This is a genomic window from Planctomicrobium aquicomposti (assembly GCF_051466325.1).
Taxonomy (GTDB): Bacteria; Planctomycetota; Planctomycetia; order Planctomycetales; family Planctomycetaceae; genus Planctomicrobium.
The window spans coordinates 2,282,469-2,300,289 of sequence record NZ_CP195792.1; the positions used below are offsets into that span (position 1 = coordinate 2,282,469).

Annotated in this window: 15 protein-coding genes; 6 read left to right on the forward strand and 9 right to left on the reverse strand. The window is 58.5% G+C overall.

The window, feature by feature from the left end; genetic code table 11:
• Nucleotides 1-7: 7 nt before the first annotated feature.
• The 3 genes from SH664x_RS08810 to SH664x_RS08820 all read right to left on the reverse strand — a co-directional run bounded on the left by SH664x_RS08810 (nt 8) and on the right by SH664x_RS08820 (nt 3,947).
• Nucleotides 8-1,489, reverse strand: coding sequence for a thioredoxin domain-containing protein (locus tag SH664x_RS08810; RefSeq protein ID WP_437206768.1), 1,482 nt, complete (start codon nt 1,487-1,489; stop codon nt 8-10).
• Between the two features lie 25 nt (nt 1,490-1,514).
• Nucleotides 1,515-3,191 carry a serine/threonine-protein kinase gene (locus SH664x_RS08815; RefSeq protein WP_437206769.1) on the reverse strand — a complete coding sequence of 559 codons (1,677 nt, stop codon included), beginning with the start codon at nt 3,189-3,191 and terminating at the stop codon, nt 1,515-1,517.
• Nucleotides 3,192-3,350: 159 nt separating this feature from the next.
• On the reverse strand, nt 3,351-3,947 hold the full coding sequence (locus SH664x_RS08820; protein ID WP_437206771.1) for an RNA polymerase sigma factor: 597 nt from the start codon (nt 3,945-3,947) through the stop codon (nt 3,351-3,353).
• 1,044 nt (nt 3,948-4,991) lie between these two features.
• Between SH664x_RS08820 and SH664x_RS08825 the strand changes: the two genes are divergently transcribed.
• The 4 genes from SH664x_RS08825 (at nt 4,992) to SH664x_RS08840 (ending at nt 10,520) form a co-directional block, all read left to right on the forward strand.
• Nucleotides 4,992-7,373 carry a PSD1 and planctomycete cytochrome C domain-containing protein gene (locus SH664x_RS08825; RefSeq protein ID WP_437206773.1) on the forward strand — a complete coding sequence of 794 codons (2,382 nt, stop codon included), beginning with the start codon at nt 4,992-4,994 and terminating at the stop codon, nt 7,371-7,373.
• A 4-nt stretch (nt 7,374-7,377) separates the two neighbouring features.
• Nucleotides 7,378-8,793, forward strand: coding sequence for a DUF1501 domain-containing protein (locus SH664x_RS08830; RefSeq protein ID WP_437206775.1), 1,416 nt, complete (start codon nt 7,378-7,380; stop codon nt 8,791-8,793).
• Between the two features lie 326 nt (nt 8,794-9,119).
• Nucleotides 9,120-10,049 (forward strand): TSUP family transporter, encoded by a 930-nt coding sequence (locus tag SH664x_RS08835; RefSeq protein WP_437206776.1) that lies wholly within the window; start codon nt 9,120-9,122, stop codon nt 10,047-10,049.
• A gap of 267 nt (nt 10,050-10,316) precedes the next feature.
• Nucleotides 10,317-10,520, forward strand: a complete 204-nt coding sequence (locus SH664x_RS08840; protein WP_437206778.1) for a carbon storage regulator — start codon at nt 10,317-10,319, stop codon at nt 10,518-10,520.
• Nucleotides 10,521-10,775: 255 nt separating this feature from the next.
• On the opposite strand, the gene SH664x_RS08845 is transcribed toward SH664x_RS08840, so the two are convergent.
• From SH664x_RS08845 to SH664x_RS08865, 5 genes are all read right to left on the reverse strand, one after another.
• Nucleotides 10,776-12,569 carry an alpha-amylase family glycosyl hydrolase gene (locus SH664x_RS08845; RefSeq protein ID WP_437206779.1) on the reverse strand — a complete coding sequence of 598 codons (1,794 nt, stop codon included), beginning with the start codon at nt 12,567-12,569 and terminating at the stop codon, nt 10,776-10,778.
• A 340-nt stretch (nt 12,570-12,909) separates the two neighbouring features.
• Nucleotides 12,910-13,320: an Hpt domain-containing protein gene (locus SH664x_RS08850; protein ID WP_437206781.1), complete on the reverse strand. Its 411-nt coding sequence runs from the start codon at nt 13,318-13,320 to the stop codon at nt 12,910-12,912.
• Between the two features lie 149 nt (nt 13,321-13,469).
• A complete protein-coding gene (locus tag SH664x_RS08855) occupies nt 13,470-14,579 on the reverse strand; it encodes an HD domain-containing protein (protein WP_437206782.1) in 1,110 nt (369 codons plus the stop codon).
• A 111-nt stretch (nt 14,580-14,690) separates the two neighbouring features.
• On the reverse strand, nt 14,691-15,083 hold the full coding sequence (locus SH664x_RS08860; protein WP_437206783.1) for an Hsp20/alpha crystallin family protein: 393 nt from the start codon (nt 15,081-15,083) through the stop codon (nt 14,691-14,693).
• 2 nt (nt 15,084-15,085) lie between these two features.
• The gene (locus tag SH664x_RS08865) at nt 15,086-15,559 is read right to left on the reverse strand and encodes an Hsp20/alpha crystallin family protein (protein WP_437206785.1); all 474 of its coding nucleotides are present in this window, start codon (nt 15,557-15,559) and stop codon (nt 15,086-15,088) included.
• Between the two features lie 326 nt (nt 15,560-15,885).
• Between SH664x_RS08865 and SH664x_RS08870 the strand changes: the two genes are divergently transcribed.
• Together SH664x_RS08870 and SH664x_RS08875 are read left to right on the forward strand one after the other, a co-directional pair.
• The gene (locus SH664x_RS08870; protein WP_437206786.1) at nt 15,886-16,059 is read left to right on the forward strand and encodes a Flp family type IVb pilin; all 174 of its coding nucleotides are present in this window, start codon (nt 15,886-15,888) and stop codon (nt 16,057-16,059) included.
• 49 nt (nt 16,060-16,108) lie between these two features.
• Entirely contained in the window at nt 16,109-16,459 is a 351-nt protein-coding gene (locus SH664x_RS08875; RefSeq protein ID WP_437206788.1) for a hypothetical protein, read from the forward strand.
• A 173-nt stretch (nt 16,460-16,632) separates the two neighbouring features.
• On the opposite strand, the gene SH664x_RS08880 is transcribed toward SH664x_RS08875, so the two are convergent.
• Nucleotides 16,633-17,760, reverse strand: a complete 1,128-nt coding sequence (locus SH664x_RS08880; protein ID WP_437206789.1) for a Gfo/Idh/MocA family protein — start codon at nt 17,758-17,760, stop codon at nt 16,633-16,635.
• Nucleotides 17,761-17,821: the final 61 nt, after the last annotated feature.

Here is a 17,821-nt window from a genome sequence, read left to right on the forward strand (position 1 = left end):
CTGAAGTTTACTGGAGACGAGTCGTCCCCTTGGCCGGCTTCCGGTCCGTCAGTCGGACCCGGATCATCCAGTCCCCTTTTCCGGTGTACTCTTCGAGACCTTCTGTCGCAATTCCAGTATAGGAATGCGTCTCCTGCACACCTTCATCAATTCCCACATACACCCCCTTGGTCTGCTCGGGATTGAAAGCGACAGCGACATAAAAGATGTCGGGAACCTCCACCAGTGGAATTGTCAGACTCCTCCAGTTCAGGTTCGATTCTCGCGGGATCTTCGCATAGGGAACAGCAATTTCCTTGATCACCTTCTTTTCTTCATCCAGCAGCCAGATTTTGAAATCTTCCTTGGGAGCCTGGGGATAACCATAGCGGCTGCTGAAAATCTCGACGGCTTCCACTGTTCCTGGTAGGCCAGTTCGATCGAACTTCACCGCGTGTCCCGAGCCCGCGATGCTCCGCTTCGACTCGGCGGAATCATCGACATAGCTGAGGAGTTCGCGTTTGATCGGCGGCTGCTTAGCGGTTTGAGACTGGGCCAGCTCCAGTTGAAAGTCATCCCCGCCGGTCAACAGGGGGGCCACCACAGCAGGGGCGATGTCCGGCTGCTGGATCGGGGAGGGGGCAGGCTGTGGAATCAACTCTGGAGGATCTTTCGGGCTGACGGAGGGCGTGACAAAACTGGCAGCAGGTGACGCTGGCGGATCGACAGGAATCCGCCACAGATCGATCTGCCGCAGGCGTTCTTCGGTGACGTATCCGGTCGCCATTTCTGTCACGACATGTCCGCGTACACGGCAGATCGTAGGGATAACGTCGATGATCGTTGCCGACTGGACGTGCGAGACGTCATCAATATCGATGACGTGAATCGCCACCCCTTCCTTCTTCAGCTTCTCCAGCGTCGGCAGCATTCGCTGGCAGGGAGCACTCCACTTCGCGATCCAGACAATGATGCCATCCGCGAGCAGGACGTCTGGGATCGTACTTCCGACGTTCAGCCTGGTGGGCAGATACGGAGAGGGTGGGGGAGCCGGTTGTAAGGGACAGAGTTCTTTCAGACGCGCCTGCGCCAGAGCGGCGATGTTCTTCTCGCGGTGATTCAACGCTTTTTCCAAATCATCCAACCGCTGACGGGCGGACTGAATCTTTGAGCGATCGGCCTGGATCTGATTCTGCATCGCCAGCTCAATCATGCTGAGCAGTTGCTGCCGCAACCCGACGACTGAAGGATGCCCTTCGCCAAAGGAATTCAGCTGCTGATTCAATGCAGCGGCGAGAGCGGCAATTCCCTGCTCGAATACGGGGTCTGAGTTCCGGGAGACAGGCACTCCGGGCGGGATCGGCCGCAGGTGCGACATCATGACTTCGTCTGACGACGCCGGAACCTCGGCGGTCGGCCCGGCAGCGATCGTCGTGGGTCCCGTTCCAATGCAAACGACCACCAACGCGGAAATCCAGAGCAGTCTTCTGAGGAGTAAATGGGGAAGCATGGTGACTCCGTTTTCGGTTGAGTGGCTATTCGGGAAGAATTGCAGGGGTGAGGCCGAGATTTCGTTCCAGCAAGGTGATCTCTTGCAACGTCTCTTCCAGTCGGAGATTGAACTCGATGGGTGACACAGCGCGATCGTCGGGGGATACGGGCACCGACCTGGCTTGAACGCCCGACTGCGACTGCGGCGGCTGCAACATTCCGGACCCAACCATTTCGAATCCGAACATTTCTTCCCTGCCGGGTTGGTCAACCGACCCACCGGCCGCGAAAGGCGGATAGTTTTTCGGGGGGGCCAACGCAAACCACCAGAAGCCGATCGGCGCAATCAACTGGTAAATCCCGATTCCCCAGAGGGCCACAACAGCGGCGATCACGACGCTGCTCCGTCGTGTGCACCGCATCTGGAATATCGAGCGGATCGGAGCAAACGCTTGTCGAATCGTTGTCATTGGGATCATGGACCTCCTGCCGCGATGGGAGTGCAGCGGCTCGCCAGAAAAGATATCAGGGAGTGGAAAGCGGGTCGGTTGCTGAATGTGAGACAGGCACCCTTCCAGCAATTCAGCAAAGCCGGCGAGTTCCTGCACACGTTCTGTTGGTGACTTGGTGTGGAGCCGAATCACCAGAGTTTCGAGCCACTCCGGGATTTCCGGATTCAGATCGCGAATCGGATGCGGAGTTTCTTCGACAATTCTTTTGAGCAAGCCATACGTCGTGTCGGAGCGGAATGGGAGTCGGCCGGTGCACATCCGGTAGAGCACACTTCCCACACTGAAAATGTCGCTGCGGGCGTCAATCAAGTCATCGCGGGCCTGCTCCGGGGACATATATTGCGGCGTTCCCGCAATCATTCCCGTTCCCGTCAGCGAGGCATCATCGACCGCCCGTGCGAGGCCAAAATCGGTCAATAGCAACCGGTCAACACCCCGTTCCAACAGGATGTTCCCCGGTTTGATGTCGCGGTGGACCAGCCCCTGGGCATGGGCTGCCGCCAGCCCGCGACAGAGTTGCACGCTGAGTCGCAGGACATCGACGACTGGGAGGACACCTTCGCGATCGAGCCGTTGCTGCAGCGATTCACAGTCGACGTAGGGCATTGCGAAGTAGGGGAGCCGGCCCGTGGTGCTGACAGTCAGAATCGGCATCACATTGGGATGCAGAATCGCAGCGGCGGCTCGGGCTTCACGGGTGAACCGTTTGCGGGCAGCCCCGCTGCGTCCGAGATGGGGGGCCAACATCTTGACCGCCACCAGTCGGTTCAGCTCCGGCTGAAACCCCTTGAGAACAACAGCCATCCCCCCGCGATCGATGATCTCGAGAATCTCGATGTCCCCCAGGCGACCCAACGCGCCTTGGGTGGGGGATGGTTCAAGGAATTCCACCGCGAAGTCGAGATGCGAATCTGCATCACTTTCGGGATCAGCAGAATCATGTCCGTTCAATCGCAGACGGGGGTCACCTGAGGTGGGGACATCGGAGCCCTGTTCTCGAGTTGTCGTTTGTTTCGTCCGCAACCGCAGGGTGTCCGAGATCCGGCTCCACCACTCGCCGTCAGCGGCCATTTTCTCCTGTTGTTTCTGGCAGTCGGAGCACGCTGCCAGATGGGCAGCCAGCGACTCCTCCTGTGACTGAGTCAACTCTCCAGTGAGAGACAACCTTAATACGCTCAGATCACAGCTGGAATTTGGGCGGATCTTCATTTTTTTTAGACTTTTTACTGCTCGTGATTCACTGAACTCAGCCACAACCGCAGGACGCCGTTAGCCTTCTGGACATGAACGATCCTGTCCTGTGATGCGAATGAATACTATTAATCCCATGGAGTGAAGGCTGGGCGGGACTCGACCGGGCCTCCAGCCTTAAATGTGGTCGTCGATTTCACTTATTCTGCTGCGAATTCGAGCAACGATTCGGCTCCGCGCCATATAAATTGCACCCGGGGAGATTCCGAGGTCACTTGCGACCGAGACGACGGGCACCTGCTCGATTGCCGTACGCCAGAATGCCTCCCAGGAGGATGGGTGAAACTCGTGCCGTACCTGAGCGGCGGCCCAGTGAATCAGTTCCTCATCATAGCTGCGTTCCGCATCAGCCAACGCTCTCGGATCAGACGGCTCTGTGACGGCAATTTCTCCCGATCCTCCTGTCCCCTGCGGGTGCCTGCGTTCCTGAACCATAAACTTAATCACGACGTTCCGGGCGAGCCGTTGCAACCAGCGTCGGAACGATTCGGGCTGGCCGTCGCTTTTCCAATCCGCGACCGACTTTAAGACCGTCAACAGAATCTGCTGAGTCGCATCTGGCAGCTGTTGTCGGGGCACCCCCAGTCGGAGGCAGAACTGCCGAAGAAATACTTCGTAGGCGCTAATAAATGCGCACCAGGCATCGTGGTTCTGCGCATCTGACAGACGCACAATCAAGCTGGGATGAGTTTCTGGTGATTGAGAGGGAGGCATACTGAATTCAGTCCGTGACTGGTCCCATTTCTCACACAGAATTCTTCAGGATCGCGAAATTGGCGGTGGAACGAGGGAATCCGCCCTCCCTTATCGAACAGAAATGACCTGCCGAGCTGTGAAAGATCCGTTCTGGTTTCAGCGGCTCAGAGATCCGGTTCCATCTGACAGCGACCTTCTGCCACCTGTTGCCGGAATTGAAGTCGTCACGGGGTGCGGTTCGCGGAGAGTCGGGGGGCGTCGGTACTCTCTGCCGACCACTGCAACGCCCGACCACTGCAACGCCCGACCACTGCAACGCCCGACCACTGCAACGCCCGACCACTGCAACGCCCGACCACTGCAACGCCCGACCACTGCAACGCCCGACCACTGCAACGCCCGACCACTGCAACGCCCGACCACTGCAACGCCCGACCACTGCAACGCCCGACCACTGCAACGCCCGACCACTGCAACGCCCGACCACTGCAACGCCCGACCACTGCAACGCCCGACCACTGCAACGCCCGACCACTGCAACGCCCGACCACTGCAACGCCCGACCACTGCAACGCCCATCACAGGCGTGAATCCCAGAGCCGGCCGTCGTTCATCGGAAGATTGCGGGATGCTCCGTTCTTTCACACGGCGACTGTGGGAGCAGTGCTCCATTGGGGCAAATGTCGCGATGAGGAAACCAAGCGGATGAAACCATTTTGGACGTGGGATCCTGACGAATATTTCTCAAATATCGGGGAGAAAAAACAATGCCCTACGGAGAATATTGACCAGGGGGAACTCGTCCCGCCGAAGCCAGTTCAGAGTCTGGTCAGGGAGTTGCCCGTGAAGGTGGTCCTGTGTTAGATTAAAGCACCCGGTTTACCCATGTTCATGGGCGAAAGTCAACCCGCCTTCGGATGGTTGTCTCTCCGTCCCAGCTGGACGAATCACGCCTCCCGCTCGCCTGAGTTTGATTGACCGCCCCCCGATGATCCCCCTTCCTTCCTGATCAGAATCGTGACGCTGTCCCGAGATGCCACGAAGACCTGCATGAAATCAACAATGCAAATTCGAATCAACGGCTCCGGAAAAACCAGGTATCGGCGGGCGCTGGTCCTGTTGGCGATCGCAATCAGTGCCTCAGCCTCTGGTCGTGCTGCGGAGCCGTTGGACTTCAACCGCGATGTGCGGCCGATCCTGTCCGACAAGTGCATCTCGTGCCACGGCCCCGATGCGGCTCACCGGGCTGCCGATCTGCGATTGGACGACCGCGAGAGTGCTGTCGACTTCGGTGCCATTCAGCCGGGTGATCCTCATGCGAGTCTGATGATTCAACGCATCACCGCAGAGGAGGAATCGGAGCGCATGCCTCCTCCGGAATCCGGCAAGAAACTTTCACCAGGAGAAATCGAGATTCTGCAGCGCTGGATCCGTGAGGGAGCCCCCTATGCTCCCCACTGGGCCTATGTCCCTCCCCGGTGGACCGATCCTCCGGCGACGAAGCAGCCGACTGCAAACTGGATCGATGCCTTTGTTTTTTCGCCCCTCGAACGAGCCGGAAGGGAGCCCGCTCCGGCGGCAGATCCCCGGACGTTGGTGCGGCGACTGAACTTCGATTTGACGGGGCTTCCCCCGACCCCGGAAGAGGCTCAGCGCTTCATCGAGAGCAAGGATCCAGCAGCCTACGATCAACTCGTCGAGCAACTGATGGCGAGTCATCATTATGGCGAACGGATGGCGATCTTCTGGCTTGATCTGGTCCGTTATGCCGACACGGTCGGTTACCACGGCGATCAGCTGCACAGCGCATCACCGTATCGCGACTACGTGATCGACGCCTTCAACCGCAATCTCCCCTTCGACCAGTTCACCCGTGAGCAGATCGCCGGTGATCTGCTGCCGGAACCGAGCGTCGATCAGATCGTCGCCACGTGTTACAACCGCGTGCTGCAGACGTCCCATGAAGGTGGCCTGCAGCCCAAGGAATATGTGGCCATCTATGCTGCGGACAGGGTGAGAAACATTTCCGCCGTCTGGATGGGGGCCACCCTCGGCTGTGCACAATGTCATGACCATAAATACGACCCGTACACTGCCAAAGACTTCTACGCCCTGGCGGCCTTCTTTGCAGATGTCGACGACGAGAAGCATCTGAATGGTGACGGCAATGCCGACAAGTTTGTGGTCGCCAAGCGTAAGCCGGAAATGATGGTGAATTCCCGCCGGGAGCGTGAACGGCTTGCGGTGCTGGAGAAGCAAATTGCAGCACTCGGCAGCACCAGTGACGCGGCCCCTTCCGAGGAACTTGCGGCTCTGACCGCAGAACGGGACGCCATCCTCGCGGCCAAACGACGGGTGATGATTACTGAATCCCTAGTCACGCCGCGGATCCAGCGCATTCTCCCTCGCGGCGACTGGATGAATGACTCGGGAGAGATTGTGGAACCCGCTGTCCCCGAGTTCATGGGGACAGCCCGCGAAGAGGGCCGAGCCACACGACTGGATCTCGCCAACTGGCTGGTCGATACCGAAAACGGAATTGGGGGACTGACCGCCCGCGTGTTTGTGAACCGGGTCTGGGCGCTCTTTTTCGGGGCGGGTCTGTCTCACTCTCTGGAAGACTTCGGAGGTCAGGGAGAACCGCCGACCCATCCGGAATTGCTGGACAATCTCGCTGTTGAGTTCATCCGCAGTGGTTGGGACGTGAAGCAGCTGGTTCGACTGATCGTCAGCAGCGCAGCGTACCGACAGTCTTCTGTCGTGTCCTGGGAACTGCAGGCGGAAGATCCAGAGAATCGTTTGCTGGCACATCAGCAGAGCTGGAGACTTCCTGCTGAGAGTATTCGAGACACCGCACTCTTTGTGAGCGGGTTGCTCGTTGATGAGCCGGGTGGCGAGAGCGCCAAGCCCTACCAGCCGGCGGGCTACTATCGGTATCTGAACTTTCCTCGACGTGAGTATCTCCCGCACGAGGACCGCAATCAGTGGCGACGCGGAGTCTATATGCATTGGCAGCGGCAATTCCTGCATCCAATGCTGAAAGCGTTCGACGCCCCCTCCCGCGAAGAATGCACCGCCAAGCGGAACCGCTCCAACACACCCATTGCCGCGCTGGTGCTACTGAATGATCCTTCATTTGTCGAATGCTCCCGCATGCTGGCAGCCCGGACAATGAAATCGGGACAGGAGACAGACTCCGATCGTCTGAATTTTGCCTTCCGTCAGGTGACGTCGCGCGACCCTGATCAGGTCGAGTCAGAAGCCTTGCAGGCCTTGCTGCAGGGGGCCCGAGAAGATTTTAATTCGCATCCCGGGCGAGCCGAGTCGCTCCTGTCGATCGGGCTGTCACCCTCCCCGCCGGAACTCGATAAAGTGGAATTGGCCGCGTGGACGTCCGTGTGCCGGGCCTTGTTGAATCTCTCTGAAACCATGAGACGTGAGTGAAGCCATGCAGCCATTCGATCCCATCACTCGCCGGACGATGCTCTCCACCTCGGGGATCGGCTTCGGCGCCATGGCTCTTCAGGCCCTGTCACGTCCGGCCGCGGCAGCCAACGCTGTCTCACGCGGACTGGCGGAACTGCCACACCATCCCCCCAAGGCAAAGCGGGTGATTTATCTGTATATGTGCGGCGGGCCCAGCCATCTGGAAACATTCGACTATAAGCCGCATCTCGATGCCCTGAATGGACAGCCGATGCCCGACTCCTTCACCAAGGGGCAGCCGATCGCGCAGCTGCAGGGGAAGGAACTCAAAGTTCAGGGGCATCTGGCCAAGTTCCGTCAGCATGGTGAAAGTGGCCAGTGGATCAGTGACTTTCTCCCCTATCACGCCCACATCGCAGATGACATCACCGTCATCCGGTCGATGATCACCGACCAGATCAACCATGATCCGGCGCATACGCTGATGAATACCGGCACCGCGATCAGCGGTCGGCCGAGCCTGGGAAGCTGGGTCACTTACGGTCTGGGAAACGAAGCCGACGACCTTCCCGGGTATGTCGTGATGACCAGCTTTGCCGGTCGTGAACCGCAACCCCTCTCCCAGCGGATGTGGGGGAATGGCTTCCTTCCCGGTAAATTCCAGGGAGTGGAGTTCAACGCCTCGGGCGATCCTGTCCTCTATCTGGGAAATCCGCAGGGGATCACAACCGCACACCAGCGCTCCCTCGTCGACACCATTGCCGCGCTCGACCGTCACCGCAATTCCGAGCGTTTCAACGCCGACGTCGACACCCGGATCAGCCAGTACGAAATGGCCTTTAAAATGCAGGCCAGCGTCCCGGACCTGATGGACATATCGCGGGAGTCCAAGGAGACTCTCGACCTCTATGGCGCGACCCCGGGCGATGGATCTTTCGCATCCAACTGCCTCACTGCCCGCCGCCTCGCGGAACGGGGAGTTCGCTTCATCCAGTTGTTCCATCGCGACTGGGATCATCACGGGGGACTCGTGAAATACATGAATATGTGCTGCGGCGCTACGGACCGCGCGACATGGGCACTGATGACCGATCTGAAGCGGCGAGGCCTGCTCGACGACACTCTGATCATCTGGGGGGGTGAGTTCGGACGCACGCCGATGTTCCAGGACAAAGGGGGGCCCGGACGCGACCACCACATCAAGGGATTCTCGGTGTGGCTCGCCGGTGGCGGGATCAAACCGGGCCTCAGTTACGGGGCGACCGACGAATTGGGGTACAACGCAGTGGAGAATCCAGTGCACGTGCGGGATCTCCACGCCACGATTCTGCACCAGCTGGGCATCAACCACGAACGGTTCACCGTCAAATACCAGGGACTCGACACCAAGCTGACCGGCGTCGAACCTGCTCATCCGGTCTACGACATCCTGCAGTAGGGCCTGCTAGCCCGGCTCCTCAGCTGGTGATGGGAACGGCCGGGAATGGCGCGCCCGACCGCGGCACGCGGCTGGCGTGGGAGGGACTGCACAGGGAGCGCCGTCACTCCCCCAAACGCGGGTGTCGGTCATTCTGAACTTGGACGATGGCGGAGTCATCCAGCCACACAGCCAGCGTGGACGAGGAACACGTCATCACTCACCAATTTTCCCGATCTCCCTTCAGTCGCCGCGGACCCGTTGACGACGTACACTCCCCGCAGGGGAACATCTGTCGCTGAAGTCACGCCGCTTTGTCGACCGGTTCTCACCCCGAGGGGCAGGGCATGTCGACCGTCAAGCTGGTGTTGTTTGTATTGTTGGGCATTCTGGCCACGCTCTTCAGCGGTGTCTGGCTGCTGAACTCACGTCCGCGAGAACGCCACAATGTTCCGACTGCCTGGCAGATGCTTGTCGGATTCATCACCGATTTTCTGGATACGCTGGGAATCGGATCGTTCGCCGTCACTGCCACGCTCTATCGATTGCGCAAGACGGTTGCCGATGAACGGATTCCGGGAACGATGAATGTGGGTCATGCACTGCCCACGGTCGCCCAGGCTTTTATCTATATCACCCTGATTGAAGTTGATGCCCGCACGCTATTGGTGACCATCGTGTCGGCGGTCCTGGGAGCCTGGCTGGGGGCGGGGGTGGTGATTCAGTGGCCGCGCGTGTGGATTCAGCGGGGCATGGGGCTCGCATTGCTCGCCGCTGCGGGACTGCTCGCCGCCCGACTTATCGGCTTTTTACCTGCGGGGGGAACTGCCATCGCCCTTGACGGTCTGCCATTGGTTGTGGCGGTCATCGGTACGGCTCTCTTCGGAGCCCTGATGATGATCGGCGTGGGTGCCTATGCACCGATCATGATCATGGTCTGTCTACTCGGGATGAACCCCAAATCCGCCTTCCCGATCATGATGGGAGCCTGTGCGTTTCTGATGCCGACTTCCGGCATCCGCATTGTTCGGGCAGGGACGTTTGATTCGCGTGCCGCATGGGGACTGACCATTGGTGGAATCCCCGGTGTACTGCTGGCGGCTTACATCGTCAAGGAACTTCCGCTCGAGCTGATGAGCTGGCTCGTGCTGGCAATCGTGATCACGACAGCGGTGACAATCCTGATCGCCTCAACGCGAGCTGAACAGACTCCGGCAACGGTGACGACCGGTCCTGCTACACGAGTGGAAGGCGACGTGCAAACTGCGGCGCAGTAACGTTGCGGCGACCGAGAGCTGGTCCACTTCTTCGGAAAGACGGCTCCGCGGCAAGCGACGAACCTCACCCGCTCCCCTGATTGTCCGCTGGCTGCCGTGTTAAGACGTGCACTTGCGTACACACACTGCAACTGGTAAAATGTACACTCAGTTGCGTGTCGGGAATTCGGCCAAAACTGGACTGCAATATGGCGGACGGTACTGCTTTTGCAAAAGTTACCCGGCGTGACGTTCTCTCTCTCCCGCTTTTAAGGAAAAAGGTGGTTTATGTTGGTCCTCACACGGAAGAAACAAGAGTCCATTCGGATTGGCAACGACATTGAGGTGGTTGTGCTGGATGTCGGCCGCAACCGCGTTCGGCTCGGATTCCGTTGCCCTCCGCATATCTCTGTGAAGCGTGAGGAGTTAGCAAATCTCGAGGTCGAGATCCCACTCGGGGAGGGAGTGACTGCCGAGTTGGTTTGCGTCTAGCCGCGTTCCGATCTCAGCGACTGGATGGGTGAGAACAATTTGTTGCTTCCTCGACCGACGAGGACACCGGTGGCCGCTCAGCGGCCATTTTGTATTCTTGGCGACCAGTTTGGCGGCTGAACGTCCGGGTGATGAAATCAGCGCGCTGCGGTGGGCGACGACCAGCTTGCAGGGTGCTCTCCAACCCCGGTGGACTTCCTCGAGACGCACCTGAAGCGTGGAGGAAGTTACAAGAGATTCCGCAGCCCACGATGGTCACGTCCCCAGCGAGTAGACCAAAACCGCATAAGGGCCAACTGTGACATCACAGACGTCACCTGGCTGCCCAATGGAAACATCCGCAGCAGGTGTGTCGCCAAACAACGGGTGGTAGATCGTGGCGTCGCTATTCAGCCGGAGTTGCCACTCGCCCGCAGCGGGGAAATGGATCGACGCCGTCCGGGGTTCCCGACAGAAATTGGCGATCACGACCACATCATCCCCCGGTCCGTGGTCAAACCAGCGATGCCAAGCGAGGATGTGGGCAGCCTGATCCTCGTGGATAATGCCGAGGTTGGATGCGATCAAGCCGCGGGAATGGCCATCCACATTGCGTCGCAGCTGAATCAGATCGCGGAAGAGACGTACCACGCCCCGGAAATCGTTGGCTTTGTGCCAATCCACAGGAACCGTGTCCTGAAAGTAGCCGTCCTCCAGGAACTCCTGCCCCTGAAACAGCATCGGCACCCCGGGAGCAGTCAGCACGAGCGCTCCGCCCAGCGTCGCCCGTTTCATTGCGAACCAGTTTTCCGGGTCATCGGGCATCACTTCGCTGGGGATTCGGGCTTTGCCATTGGCCACTTCATCGTGCGATTCGGTATAGACGACCCGCTGATACGGATCGCCGTTGTAGTTCGCCTGCAGGGCTTCACGAACGACTTCCAGCGACCGATTCTCATCGGCGATTTCCGTCAGGATCGCCCGGATCGGGTGAACAAAACGGGCATCCCACTGGGTCGAAAATCCCGCTCCCCCATTTTCGGAAGACTGCGTCAAGCCGTCGTTGTTCTGCAAATCCTCAGCGATGGTGATTCGCCCGGGGAACTCCTTGCGGATCGACTGGTTGATCCATTGAGCCAGACTCCACCCATCGGGAAGAGCCTTGCCGGGATCGCCATCTCCTGCAACATGGCGGATGTAGAGGGTCATGTCGAACCGCAGACCATCGACGTGAAAATCCCGCAGCCACATCATCACATTGTCGTAGATGTAGGACCGCACCTCTCCTCGACCATAGTCAGGACGTGTCTTGCCCCACGGCGTGTCAGCCCGCCAGTCGTTATAGAAATAGATCCCCCCCAGGTCGTTTTCGCTCCAGCCATCGAACTGCCACAGGCTGAGATCGCTGGGACCGAAGTGGTTGTAGACGACGTCGAGCACAACGGCGATGCCGCGGCGATGGGCTTCACGGACGAAGCGTTTGAACGCTTCCGGCCCCCCGTAGGCGGATTCCACGGCAAAGATGTGAGCAGGATTGTAGCCCCACGAATAGTCGCCTGCGAATTCCGCAGCCGGCATGATTTCGACGCAGTTGATGCCCAACGTCTGCAGGTGATTCAGCTTGCGAATCGCCTGATCAAAGCCGGATGGCTCATCATCGTGCTTCGACTGGCCGAACGTCCCAATGTGCATCTCGTAGACGACAAGTTCGTTCAATGGAGCGATCTGGAATTGATCGTCCCCCCAGTCGAATTCCCCGTTGGAGATGATCCCGTTTCCGACCGAATTGGTGACGTCTCTGGCGTAAGGATCGATCCGACTGAACTCCTGCTCTCCGTTGCGAATGAGAAAGCGATACTCGTCACCGACTTTGGCCTCGGCCACTTCGGCATACCACTTCCCATCTTCTTCCGCCTGTAACGGGTGCGTGGCCGGGTTCCAGTCATTGAACGTCCCGATGACCGACACCTGCGTCGCATGCGGAGCCCAAACCCGGAAGGCAATCCGGTCGGTTCCGATCAGTGCCCCGAGTCCCTGAAGTTTTTCCGAGTCGGCAGTGGCAGGGGCCATAATTTCTTTCATGTTCTCGATTGTCGATTAACGAGGGTCGTGTCCAGGAGGTTGGCGTCGGCCCTTTAATCACCTCCCGCACCATGGAACCGTCCCATCGGCGCGAGTGCGACCCTGAGATGCTTCTGCACGCGGCACGAGAGTTACGTGCCCCTGACTCTCAAGCTAATCTGAGTTTGCAGTGGGGCAAGACGTTTTCTGACAGAGCGGTGCGAACTCCCTGCGGAGCATGACACAGCGGCTCGCATTGCCTGCAGAGATTCGTCTCCCCGTTTTCAGGAAGGCGACTGCCAGAAGATTGGCAGGGAAGACGCCCCATACCGATTATCGTCGGTCACATTCAAGGCTCGTTGGGGGAAACGAGAACCTGAGCCTTTAAAGCTGCGATGACCAATTGAACTTCTGCTTTCAGACGGGGAAGAGCTTCGCTGGCTGAGCCCAGGTCGTTTGCCTTGCCACTCAATTCAATCACCCGTGCTGCGGCTGTGGCGGCGTCGCCATCGAAGTTCGACGAGAGCCCTTTGATGCTATGTGCTGCCCTCATCACGACTTCTGAGTTCCCCGCCTGCAGGGCCTGCTCAATCTCGACCAGCAGCGGCGGAACATCTTCAAGATAGAATTCCGCCATATCTCGCAACAGTCCCTCATCCTCTCCCAGGCGTTCCAGAGCAGCTCTGATATTGATCGTGGCGACTTCCGGCTCGCGGATCGGAGCGCTCGACTGGAGCGAATTCACAAATTCGGAGGACATAAATCGGCGACTTCCATTCACTGCTCGAGGAGGATTGCCGGACTCATCCGGAATGCCTCAGCAATTGGTGTTCCAGACACTCCCCGATTGCGCGGTCCAATTTGGAAAATTCGCCAGTAAAAGACGACTCCCTGAGTTCCCTCGACGGCTCAAAATTCATCTTCCCCGCAGAGCCGGGAGACCTCGCGAATCTGCTCGAGCGCATCATCCAGATCGGGAACCTGAGCCCCGGACTGACGTCCCCCATCATCGCAGCGCTGTAACAGCATCAGTGTTTCGAAGTCCTCGTGCTGATGCAGTCGACGAGTGGCCCGGGCTCCCAGCGACTGCTCTCGCACCAGATGAGCTTCCATATGGTGTTCGATCAGCCAGTGGGTCCTGTCGGTGATCGTTCCCTCGAGTGCTTCGAGACCGGCCCGCACATGATCATGCGGATCAATCCCCTTACCCACATCGTGCAGTAAGGCTGCCAGCAGGAATTCCTCATCGTAAGGACGTTCCTGCATTGCGAGGTCGAAAACCTGCAGGCTGTGGTACAGGGCATCCCCTTCCGGATGATGAGTCCGCCCCTGCTTCACTTGCGCCAGCGGTAGCAACAGCATCCGGTAGATCTGAAAGCGATCGATTCGTGCGGTCGCCTCCTCGACAGCCGATTCCAGATCCTCGACCGACTGGTCCTGGCTGAGGAGTTCTTCCAGCTCCGTAATCGATGCCCTGTCAATCGGTTTGCCGGTAATAGAGCTGCGGAACACAACGTGGGCCTGGTCGGCGCCGTAAATCGTCAGCTCGATCGGGTACCGCTCGTGAATATGGATGTGTGTGAACATCCGGGGCTCGCCCCCTTTGCGGACCAGTTTCTGCTCCACGTCATAGTGGTAGCCCGCTTGTCGGAGCGTCCCTTCGATTGCTTCCAGACTGCTGGAAAACAAATGTAGATCAATGTCGCTCCCGGCCCGGACGTGACCGGTGAGAGTGCTGCCGATGAGACGGGGTCGGTAGTCGCCCAGCAGTCGCATCATCCCTAGAGCGACCAGCCGCATCTCGCGCAGCTTCGCAAAACGGTTTTCCCCCTCGTGCATCCAGGCAAACCGCTGGATTTCGTCCCGAATTTCAGCGTTCGATGGGAGTAGCGAAGGTTTGACCCAACCGCGGCAGACCGAGTGAGCGGCCCGCATTTTCGCGCGGTAATACTCAGTCTCCTGACGGGAATACATCAGGCGCAGCAGCTTCGAAGGTAATCTGCCTTCGGGTTTTGTCATTGCTCATTGAAGAGATGCGTCGATATTTTCCGCCCATCAAGGCGACGCAGGGCGATGTCGACCATAAATCGCTCATCGTGGAAATGCAAGTGCCGCTGAGCCGTCAACCGTTCAATCGGTCTTGACCGAGATGCGGCGCGGCTGCGATCGCTGGGTCCGGGGAAGGACCACTTCCAGGACACCATTCGTCAGCTTGGCGGTGATCTGTTCGTGATCCACATCGTCGCTCAGAATGAACGAACGGAGGAAATCACCGATATGGTATTCCTGGTGGATTAACTGACCTTCAGGGGCGGGGGAGTTCACCCGTCCCAGCAAGGTGAGTCGATTATCCTGCACCTGCAGTTCCAGACCGTCCCCCGTCACTCCGGGAAGATCGGCGCGGAGCACCAGGCCGACGTCCGTCTCGAAGATGTCGATCGGAGGAGTGCGGACCCATTTCTCCGGAGCGTTCTCGGCAGCGGGGTCGGCATCAACTGGGATTTGTCGGGACTTTGCGGACATGCTTACTCGGCCTCCGGCCTCGTCGGAATCACGTTGTGATGTTCGGTCACCTGAATCTGTCGCGGAGCAGTTGCCGGCAGCTTGGGAAGGTGAACCTTTAACAGCCCGTGGTTCAACTCGGCACGAATCTGATCTTCGTTGACCCGTTCCGGCAACGAGATCGAACGCTCCCACGCACCGGTTGGACGTTCGCTCCGGCGGAACTTTTCCTCAGGAACGTCCGTGCCGGTCGACCGCGTCCCCCTGAGCGTCATGGCTCCATCGGCGACATGAATTTCGAGGTCTTTGCCATCGCAGCCGGGGACTTCCGCGGTGATGATGTACTGATCCGCCGTTTCAAACACGTTGAGCGCCGGGAATGGACGTCCGAGACGTAAGCCTTCAAAAGCCAGATCCATCGTCCGGACCCAGCGGTCCATTTCACGCTCCAGATCCTGAAACGTGTGCAATGGATTTCCCCAGCGAAAAACCGGCATGATGACGACTGGCTCCTGAGACTGCGGAAACGGACGGAAGTCAGCAAAGCAACTCCCGCGCCTTGCACCCCAGCGATGCCCTGGAAACATTGTAATTCATTACCTGAATGCATCTTATGGATGATGCAAATCTGTCCGAAGCTTATAGGCTCGATCCCTTCATCTGCCAGATTGGCGGTGCGAGTATGGACGTTGACTCGAGAGATTCGACTCTATTTCGCCCCGCTCAGTGGCCTTGCCGGTTTGACTGGCGGTATTCATGACCTAGAGTTGCTGCGAAATAAAGCTGTCGCATCCTGTGACAGCAACTCGGACAAAGGGCTGATATGCGTTCCCTGCAATCCTTTCTGCGCGATGAAGATGGTCCCACCGCAGTAGAATACGCGGTAATGATCGGACTGATCATCACCGTCTGTGTGACCGCGATCCAACTCGTAGGAACGAAAACGAACGCGCTCTTCAACCGGGTGGACGCTGAGATTCAGAGCGCTGAGAGCTGAATTTGTCACAGCGCGAAGCGTCCTGCCTTCTTCCGGCGGACACTCTTCGATGGCGGCGAGCACGATGAAATGGCTTCCGTGGGTGGCAGTTGTTGTTCACGCTGCACTCGTCGGTGCCGTCATCAGAGTTGTCCAGGCTGATGCGGGAAACGGCGAATCTGCCGCCTTCTGGAACCTCTTCCTGTTGGTCGACTTTCCGGCCGGAATTCTAGCCCTCTCTGTCGCACCCTCGATTACCGAATGGGCAACGGCGCTGCTGGGGACCCGATTGCCCAAGGCAGCCGGGAAATACGAAATCGAATACCTCTGTGTGGTCCCTGCGCTGATCCTGCTTTTCGGCAGCTTGCAGTGGTTCTTCCTGCTGAGGTTCATCGTGTCCCGTTGGCGATCACGAGCTTGAATTCCTGATAAACAGTGCACTCTCCCCTTGAGTCCAAAACCAAAGACCTTCCCCGGTTTCCTGGAGAAGGTCTCATGCCCTGTTTCGGATTCAGCTGCGGTCGGATTGTTGACCTGTCGATGTTGCTCCAAGCAGCGGTGCCGATGACTGACCGCCGCTCACTGCTGAGCGAATCACCCGGCGTATTCGATCTTGACGGCGCGACCATTCTTCATCGATTCGTAGATCGCTTCGATGGCCAACAGATCGTTCAGGCCGTCGACACCGTCCGTGATGGGGGTCTTTCCCGTTGCGGCACAGACAGCGAGGTCATCCATCATCGAGCCGAAGTGGTCAACCTCGGGAAACTCCCGGGGAACCGTCTTCCCTTTTTCAAAGACGTTCATCTTCAGACCGCGACGGCTCAGTCCCGGTTCAAGTTCGAAGGAACCTTTCTCAGCATGAACCCGGAAGCGATTCAGGCCGGTTCCATAGCTGGAAACGCAGCTGGCCAGCACACCGCTCGGGAATTTCAGCTGGAACGTGACGGTGTCTTCCACATCGTGGAATCGCTTGTCGTCGTGGTTCGTCGATTCGAATGCGGTCACTTCCGTCGGATTCTCGCCTGAGAGATACCGGGCCGCATTCAGTGCGTAAATCCCGATGTCCATCATCGAACCTCCCCCGGCAGCTGTCTTCGACAATCTCCACTGATCCGGATTGCCGATGTTGAAGCCCGCCTCAGTCACAATCACGCGAGGGCTTCCGAGCACTTTCTCACGCACCATACGGATCATTTCCTGCGTGTACGGCTCGTAACGCAGGCGATAGGCCACCGAGAGCAACTTGTTCGCTTCCTTGCCGGCAGCGATCATTGTTTCGCACTCGCGCGAACTGATCGCCATCGGCTTTTCCACGAGCACGTGTTTGCCCGCCTTGAAGGCCCGGACCGTGTATTCGGCATGCAGGTTATTGGGGAGGACGATGTACACCGCATCGATCGCCGGGTTCTCCGCGATGCGATCGAACGTGTCGTAGGAATAAAGCCCGGACTCGGGGACGCCATACTTGGCCGCTGTTTCCCGGGCCTTGTTGACATCGCCGCTGACAAGCCCTGTTAACCGGGCATGTTTCATGTTCGCGAAGGCGGGGAGAATGTCGCTTTTCGTCAAAGCACCGATCCCGACCACGGCATAGCCAAATGGCTTGTCGCCTTCAGCCGCTGCGGTCGACTTTGTAAGGGACGTTGCCAGCGTGGCCGCAGCAATCGATGATCCGGCGGTCTTGAGGAAATCTCTGCGAGTCGGTTGTGTGTCGGACATGGAATGCTCGTCATCGTCGGGTGTGTCCGGTTCAACAGGATCTGACCGTTTGGGCCGTTCG